At 49.8% G+C, this 8367-nt stretch carries 6 protein-coding genes and 1 tRNA gene; 5 read left to right on the top strand and 2 right to left on the bottom strand.

The annotated features are described in order from the left end of the window. Positions 1–38: 38 nt before the first annotated feature. The 5 genes from rraB (at position 39) to L977_RS08780 (ending at position 3677) form a co-directional block, all read left to right on the top strand. Positions 39–464, top strand: a complete 426-nt coding sequence (rraB, locus tag L977_RS08800) for a ribonuclease E inhibitor RraB (protein ID WP_014882320.1) — start codon at positions 39–41, stop codon at positions 462–464. 46 nt (positions 465–510) lie between these two features. Then, positions 511–1269: a tRNA isopentenyl-2-thiomethyl-A-37 hydroxylase MiaE gene (gene miaE, locus L977_RS08795; RefSeq protein ID WP_047625610.1), complete on the top strand. Its 759-nt coding sequence runs from the start codon at positions 511–513 to the stop codon at positions 1267–1269. A 30-nt stretch (positions 1270–1299) separates the two neighbouring features. Further along, entirely contained in the window at positions 1300–2022 is a 723-nt protein-coding gene (locus L977_RS08790) for a hypothetical protein (RefSeq protein WP_047625609.1), read from the top strand. A gap of 105 nt (positions 2023–2127) precedes the next feature. Continuing rightward, positions 2128–2212: transfer RNA gene (locus tag L977_RS08785), tRNA-Leu, on the top strand. Between the two features lie 199 nt (positions 2213–2411). Further along, the gene (locus tag L977_RS08780; RefSeq protein ID WP_047625608.1) at positions 2412–3677 is read left to right on the top strand and encodes a tyrosine-type recombinase/integrase; all 1266 of its coding nucleotides are present in this window, start codon (positions 2412–2414) and stop codon (positions 3675–3677) included. Positions 3678–4100: 423 nt separating this feature from the next. On the opposite strand, the gene L977_RS08775 is transcribed toward L977_RS08780, so the two are convergent. Both L977_RS08775 and L977_RS08770 read right to left on the bottom strand, forming a co-directional pair. Continuing rightward, positions 4101–6956, bottom strand: a complete 2856-nt coding sequence (locus L977_RS08775; protein ID WP_047625607.1) for an ATP-binding protein — start codon at positions 6954–6956, stop codon at positions 4101–4103. A gap of 14 nt (positions 6957–6970) precedes the next feature. Further along, positions 6971–8350 (bottom strand): DUF1156 domain-containing protein, encoded by a 1380-nt coding sequence (locus tag L977_RS08770; RefSeq protein ID WP_052192615.1) that lies wholly within the window; start codon positions 8348–8350, stop codon positions 6971–6973. Positions 8351–8367 lie beyond the last annotated feature (17 nt).

Below are 8367 nucleotides of genomic sequence, written 5' to 3'. Positions count from 1 at the left end.
AATAGAAGTATCTGCCGCACTTTAAAGAGGATTGAGCCATGGCAAACCCGGAACACCTGGAAGAGCAACGCGAAGAGACGCGTCTGATTATTGAAGAGCTGCTGGAAGACGGTAGCGATCCGGACGCGCTGTACACCATCGAGCACCATTTCTCTGCGGATGATTTCGACGCGCTGGAAAAAATGGCGGTGGAAGCCTTCAAGCTGGGTTACGAAGTGACCGAGCCGGAAGAGCTGGAAGTGGAAGAGGGCGACACCGTCATCTGCTGCGACATCCTGAGCGAAGGCGCGCTGAAGGCGGAGCTGATTGACGCGCAGGTAGAACAGCTGATGAACCTGGCCGAGAAGTTCGAGGTGGAGTACGACGGCTGGGGAACCTACTTCGAAGATCCGAACGGTGAAGACGGCGAAGAAGGCGACGACGAAGATTACGTCGACGAAGACGACGACGGCGTGCGTCACTAAGCGTTTCAGGCGGTGGCCCTCGCCACCGCTTTTTCAAGGCAGAACCATGGATTACCCGCAGATACTCGCCCCCGTACTCAACTTTCTCCAGTGCCCGACCCCGCAAGCATGGATTGATAAAGCCCGCGACCCGGCAAACCTGCCGCTGCTGCTCACCGACCACATGGTGTGCGAGCTCAAGGCCGCCCAGACCGCGCTATTACTCGTGCGTAAATACGTCGCCGACGAAAGCGGTGCCGACGCGCTGCTCGACTGGCTCAAACCCTACGAACTGTTCACCTTCCGCGACGGCCCGGAGCCGGACTTTATTGCCCTGCACAAGCAGATTGGCAAAAGCGTGATGCCCAAAACCGACGACCCGTGGGGCCAGGCGCTCATCGACAGCATGGTGCTGCTGATTAAAGAGGAGCTGCACCACTTCTGGCAAGTGCGCGAGGCGATGCTGGCCCGCGACATTCCGTACGTCAAAATCACCGCCAGCCGCTACGCCAAAGGGATGCTTAAAGAAGTGCGCACCCACGAACCGCTGACGCTGATCGACAAACTCATCTGCGGCGCCTACATCGAAGCCCGCTCCTGCGAACGCTTCGCCGCGCTGGCCCCGTTCCTCGACGACGACCTGCAGAAATTCTATCTCTCGCTGCTGCGCTCGGAAGCGCGCCATTATCAGGACTACCTGGCGCTGGCCCAGCAGGTGAGCGACGACGATATCTCACCGCGCATACAGCATTTTGGCGAAATTGAAGCCACACTTATCTCGACACCGGACAACGAGTTTCGCTTCCACAGCGGCGTGCCGGTGTAAACCGGCATAACGCAAGGATAAGGATGCGAGATGAATAAAACGTGGACCCGTATTGTGATTGTCGTCGTCGCGGCCGCCGCCGTGGCGTTCTGGGTGTTCTTCGACAGGCAGCGCGCGCCGGAGCAGCAGATGGATGCTGCCCTTAACGCGATGCCCGCCTGGCAGGTGATTAAGGAGCAGGAACCTGCGCTGCATCAGCGCATCCTTGACCAGATGGCCGCCCTGCAAAAAGCGGGCGAGCCGGAGCAGCAGATTATCGACACCATCCAGCCGCAGATCCTGCATCTGCAGATGTCGCGCCTGCAAAACGCTCCGGACGCCAACGTGGTGAACTACATGACCATCAACATGGAGCAGACCGCCGCCATCCAGAAGGTGAGCGACGACGCCTGCTTCCGCTTTCTTTACCCGATGGTGAAGGGCGGCATCAACCCGATGCGCATGCTGGATAAAGACCTGATGGCGCGGCGCATGCAGGCCGACGCCGACATGATGCGCGCGGCCTACGGCAAAAACCGCCACACCGTGACCACGGCCGAACGCGAGGCGGCCGTCGAGGATGTGCGGCCGATTATGAAGCAACTTGCCGATAAGTACGGCGAGGACATCCAGCTGCTGCAGATGCCGGAGAAGGCGGCGGGCAAAGAGAAGCTCTCCTGCGATATGGTGCAGGAGATGTGGGCGAAGGTGCTGGCGCTGCCGGAGCAGAAGGCGGCAGGCGTGATTCGGCTGGCGGTATCTGAGCTGGAGTGACGGTAGCGCTGGTTTTTTGGGCACTTAGCGTGGGTTTCGCGCGTCGTCGCTTGCATGGCGGCGCGCGACAGGTATAATCCACAACGTTTCCGCATCCCCTTCAGTGCCGAAGTGGCGAAATCGGTAGACGCAGTTGATTCAAAATCAACCGTAGAAATACGTGCCGGTTCGAGTCCGGCCTTCGGCACCATCGGAACATCAATAGACGTCAACGGACGTCTTTTTTTGTGCCTGAAATCCAGTATCCGCAAGGCTTGGCCCCGCTTTTCAGTCAACCGACGTCAATCTGAGTTACCCCACATCAACATGCTTGTGAGTATAAAACCGAGTATATATGCTGGTTCGATAATGCTTATATACTCACGGCAGCATATGGAAGGAATACCATCATGGCCCTGACTGATACTAAGGTTCGTTCTGTTAAATCTGAGGAAAAAGAGTATTCACTTGTTGATGGTGATGGCATGTTTTTGCTGATTCACCCCAATGGCTCAAAATATTGGCGTTTCCGCTTTCGCTTCGGTGGTAAACAGCATTTGATGGCGTTCGGCGTTTACCCGGATGTTTCGCTGGCGGATGCCAGGAAGAAAAGGGAAGAGGCCAGAAAGTTGGTAGCTGCTGGTATCGATCCTCGTGAGCATAAACGTGCTGTGAAAGAAGAGCAGGCGAAAGAGATTATTACTTTCGAGAAGGTTGCCAGAGAGTGGCTTGTGACCAACCAAAAATGGTCGGAAGATCATGCTAATCGCGTAAAAAAGAGCCTGGAGGACAATATCTTCCCGGCAATTGGTACTCGCAATATTGCTGAACTGGGTACCCGCGATCTATTAATTCCCATTAAAGCCGTAGAGACATCTGGACGTCTTGAAGTGGCTTCCCGCCTTCAACAGCGCACCACGGCTATCATGCGTTATGCAGTGCAAAGCGGGTTAATTGATTACAATCCGGCGCAGGAGATGGCGGGGGCAGTTGCTTCCAGTAATCGGCAGCATCGTCCGGCACTGGAGTTAAAGCGCATCCCTGAGTTACTTGAGAAAATAGACGGCTATACCGGCAGGCCACTAACCCGTTGGGCAACCGAACTTACTCTGCTTATCTTTATTCGGTCCAGTGAGCTGCGTTTTGCTCGCTGGTCAGAGATCGATTTTGAAACGTCAATGTGGACCATCCCGCCTGAGCGAGAACCTATTCCCGGCGTGAAACATTCTCAGCGAGGATCAAAGATGCGTACACCTCATCTGGTGCCGTTTTCAAAGCAGGCGCTGGCAATCCTGAAGCAGATAAAACAGTTCTGCGGCAAACATGAACTCATTTTTATTGGCGATCATGATCCGCGTAAGCCCATGAGTGAGAACACGGTGAACAGTGCGCTAAGGGTGATGGGCTATGACACCAAGGTGGAGGTTTGCGGTCACGGTTTTCGTACGATGGCCTGTAGTTCGCTAATTGAGTCAGGGCTATGGTCGAAGGATGCGGTAGAACGGCAGATGAGCCATATGGAACGCAATTCGGTGCGGGCGGCGTATATCCATAAAGCAGAACATCTGGATGAACGCAAGCTAATGTTGCAGTGGTGGGCGGATTTTTTGGATGCAAACCGGGTGAAGGGGATTACGCCGTTTGACTATGCGAAGGTAAATCGGGGCAATGTCTAGCATATGTGTTTAATAAAATAAAACTAATCAGCCATCCTCCCTTAGGAGGATGGCTGATGGTCTTTACTGGAAGTAGTGTTTCTGTGACCACCGTAACGATTACCCCTCATCAGCAATAATAACTACGCAAATTTGTTAGTAACTAGAGTATTAATCAGGTTATTCCTGATTATGACTGGAGCATATTCGGGGTCAGGGTCAGTCCATTACTAACTGAAGATTGTATCTAATCCTGGGGGCAGGTCAGCTTAAATTACAGGGAGAGGCGAATTTAACCAGGCGGTGCTGAGTTGACGCTTACAAACGGACAGCCTTATGATGAAAAAAGCACGGTGAAATCATTACGATGCTTCAGTATGTTGCAAAGAGTTTTGAAATAGAAATTCCCTCACATTGGAAGTGAGGGAACTTGTTTTAAAATTTCTATTCTTCAAACTCTGAGCTGTTGAAACGCAATACGCTACAGTTTTCTTTGATAGTACGCTGAAGCGCCTCATCGAATCCATCCTGAGCGTGAGCCTGAATATCGATAGAAATCGTCACTTCCACGCCTACTTTGGCAGTGAACTGTTGTATCACCTCGTCAACAATGGTGGCAAAGTCCATTTTTGCTCTTAATGGATCAAGCTCGAAAGCGCCATAAAACTGTTTTTTAGCTACAGATTGAACTGTTTGACCGGTTGAAGGCGCTGGCGTTTTTGATTCTGGCTTCGTACGTCCATTATCGGTTGATCCTGTTCCACCATTACCATTACCATTACCAGTATCCGTTACTCCGTCGCCCGTTGGATCGAGTACCTCCGGTTGGGGGGCGGGTTTGGTTCGCTCACGGTAATCAATCGCAGCTTCACGTTCGATTAAGAGTGACGAATCATCAAGCATAAGCATTGAATCATTACCAAACATAAATCCTAAGTAACGGTCGCCATCTTTACCTGAAGCAAAACCAAAGTAATCTTCACTACTTAAACCAGCAGTGATCGCATTCTTGAACACTTGGTCATTAACAAGGCGTGGCAGGTAAAGATAGTGGCAACTGTCTTGCCAAACCTTTAACGCACCAACCTCAGTTACCCCCTCTTTTAGGTACCATCTCTGAAGCGTGTTACGCAGATGAATAGGGCTCCATTCAGAAATTAGCCATTCTTCTTCTTTTAGCTTGTTCTCAATCTCGGCAACTAGGTTCTGTGAGGCAGGCGACACCGCAACTGATTCCCACTCCAATTGAGGTTTGCCTTTGACAAACTCTTCAACTGGGCAAAGTATCCACTTATACGCTTCACGGATAACCTGGTTTAAGCTTTGCTCAGCCGCATCCATATTTCTCTTAGCTTGCTTAGACAGAGAAACAGTCAGGTCCAGCTTGCCATCGTTGACATCTGTAACAATACTTCGCCAAGCAAGATAGATTCGTCCAGCTTCTTTCAATCGGCTTACCACATCGTAATCAGCAGCAAAGAAAATCAGGCGGTTTTGCTTCTGACGAGGTTGCTCACCTCGATTACGGAGAATTTCTTCTGCGGCTTCATATGCCTGGTTAGAATCTCCTCGGCTATAAGCAGAGCTAGGCGGAAGCACAACTAGGCGCGGCCCCGAAGCGTAGTCATCAGGTACATCGCCTGACGGTGTAAATACGTGAATCCCGCCAAAACAGTGATTACGCCCAAACACACGGTTGACCCTGTCTTTCAACAGTGGCAGCAGCTCGTCTCTATCTTGAATATGATGTTTACGGCTTTCCATTTCGCGGCGTAGATTAGGTCGCGTATCGAGGTAGTAGCGATCTTGCTCTGAATACAAATAATGCAGGCGATCTCTTAAGCGTTTGAGTACATCTTCAAACACACCAATCGTTTGTCCCGGTTGTACACAGCCCAGTAGTATGTGCTCTTGGTTAACACCTTTTACGCCTTGCTCTGCATTTGATGGTGCACTGCCCAAAAATATTGTTCGCATAGCTCTGCGTGCGGCTTGCACACTGCCGAAGCGCGTATCATGACCATCAATGCTAAAAGGTTCTGAGCGAGGACCGTCGACTTCTTTTTCAAGAACGGGTTCCCAGCCTTGCGGTAAGTAGTGAATACTCTTATTGCGTACATTACTGTCGTCCAATGCAATAGAGCCAGGCATAATCAACGCGTCTTTGTTATCTGAGTTCCACAGGCGGTGAATCACAATCGCCATGTATTGCAGAACACCACGAGTACGCTGGAACTTATCCAGGGTTGACCAGTCTTCATACAGGCGATCAAACACTTCTGGATGAACCGGATAAGACTGGCAAAGCCTATCAAAGTAGACATTTGACTGTGTTTCTAGCGGGAACTTATCACTGTTGGCGCGATAAAAATCGGAGAACTGACGACTAATGCCTTCGACTTCTGCTCGTTCACCCGCGAACTCAAACAAACGACGACGAACAATCTCGAAGGCTTCATTACTCGCCACTGGCTTCCAAACCGATTCAACTCGGGCAAAGTATTTTTCCAGCGACTCTAATGCACGTTGACCCATTGTGCCGCCGACTTCAAGCTCTGATTCAGGCAGTGAGGCCAACAGTATTGCATTTGGAACAGATTTCATCGCTTCAGTTAATGCCTGGATAAATGAAATGTTGCTATCAAATGTACCTGCATTAAATTGCTTCCCTACCTCCAGCTGACGAACAAAAGCAACCAACTCGTCAATCAAAATGACACAAGGCGCTGCTTTTTCCACCAACTGGCGAACTACCTCTTTACCTGGGGATGTGCCGTCAGCATCACTCTGGGCAACCATCGCGTAGCCTTCTTCTCCTAGAAGTTGCCAAGCAAGCTCGCCCCATAACGTATTCGCAGACACACTTCCGTGCTGCTGAGGTTGGCTTGGCGAAAGTTTTATACCATCAATAACCGCAACTTTTGCACTCGGCAAATCGTGAATACCCGCTTCATCCAGAAGCGGAGGAACACCCGTCAGTTTATCAGTGCTCACTTTTCTCGAGGCTAAATGGAAAACTGACAGCATGGTGTGGGTTTTACCCCCACCGAACGCGGTTTGAAGCTGAATAACTGGGTCGCCACCTTGCCCTGCTAAGCGCTGTGCAACAGAAATTAACAATAGACGCATACCCTCGGTAATAAATGTCCGAGAGAAGAATTTTTCTGCGTCTTGGTACTCAGCCGTTGCATTACCTGATGCCACTTGCGAAATATCCGCTGCAAACTCAGATTGCTTGAATGTTCCTTCAAGCACATCTTTGTGAGGGCGCGCAATTTCACGCCACGGTTTTAAGCTCATCTTTTATCATCCACTCAAAAGTCAAAATCTAGGTCATGCTGCTCACCACGATGCCCCACTTCATTTGAAGCCGTCACAATCTCGTGCCATGAATCAATTAATTCGTTGTATGCACGGGCTTCTTCTGCCCATTTTTTACGTTCACATAATGTGTATAAGTGGTAAGCCAACTGTCGAACCTGCTCACCAAGATCTGGCATTCTCGCCAGCAGGGCGCCTGCTTCCGCTTCACCTTTCCGGTTAAGCACACGAATCATCTGGTGACAGGCTTCCCACACCGGGATACGGCTATCGCCCTTAGGATCCCAATCGGTTGGATACTCGCTCCACTTCAACAAGCGAACTTTACCACCGCCTGATTCGACCACACCCGCATCGCGCACACCGTCTACCGATGTGCCTTTGGCTCGGGCCAGAGTATCTGCTTCACCAAACTGACCTTGTCCCCACCCATATTGACTAAACCAACTGTCACAGAACAATGTATCACTATCGAAATTACCACTATCTGGATTTAAACACTCTGTAATAGCTCTATTAATTAAAATAAGAGCATCATGAACACTCATGTTGCTTCCATCCTGATTGAGCACTTGTTCGTATCGGGAGTAAATTGCCATTCCAGGACCGATTGCTGATTGTGCTAAGTCGACAGGAGCTATCGCTGAAGCACCTATCACTCCTCCAATCATACTCTCTAAAGCTTGTGGTAAACTTTCCCGTAGCTCTCTCTGAAACTGTCTTCGAGAAATTATTTTAGCAGTATCGTCTCGTTTTACACAGACCATAACGATTGAAGACGCTAAAGCATTAGAATCAATTCCTCTCATTCTGTTCGCCAACTCTGTCCGCATTGGCCAAGTGCCGACTATTTCAAGTCCGCTGGAGATTATTGCCTCTAAAAACGTTTCCCATCCCGTTGACGCAGATCCTGCATCACTATCTTCAGACTGTTTAAATGCATAATATATCGTCGTTGGAAATGCAGGATGAGCCAAAGTCGCGATCTGCCTCATCGCTTTTGTCATCCCGTCCAAAAAAAAGTTTTCGGCATTATCTTTCGAACCATGTCTTTTTCTATCAGCAACTAACTCATCCGATTTAGGTACTGAGATCGTAGAATAAAACTCAGGTAGAATCCCCTTCAAAGGCTTTCTTAACCAAAAATAAAAGAAATCTGAGAGATCTGCATAAGGCACATTATCGTAGTAAGGTGGATCTGTGGAGATTACTTTATCTCTTGAAATGTTTTGCATTGCTGCATCAGCTTGAGCAACGAATCCTATATTGTTGTCCGGAAGCTTTGGTATTGCTCGCATCATGTTATCAAGAGTTACGTTGTAATCACCCATGCCTTCTCCAAATAAATTTGGCTCAGCAAAATCCCAAACCATCGGGATAGCTTATGTTC

This window comes from Enterobacter sp. ZOR0014, from assembly GCF_000798855.1.
Taxonomy (GTDB): domain Bacteria; phylum Pseudomonadota; class Gammaproteobacteria; order Enterobacterales; family Enterobacteriaceae; genus Enterobacter; species Enterobacter kobei.
This window is presented reverse-complemented; position numbering and strand designations above follow the sequence as displayed.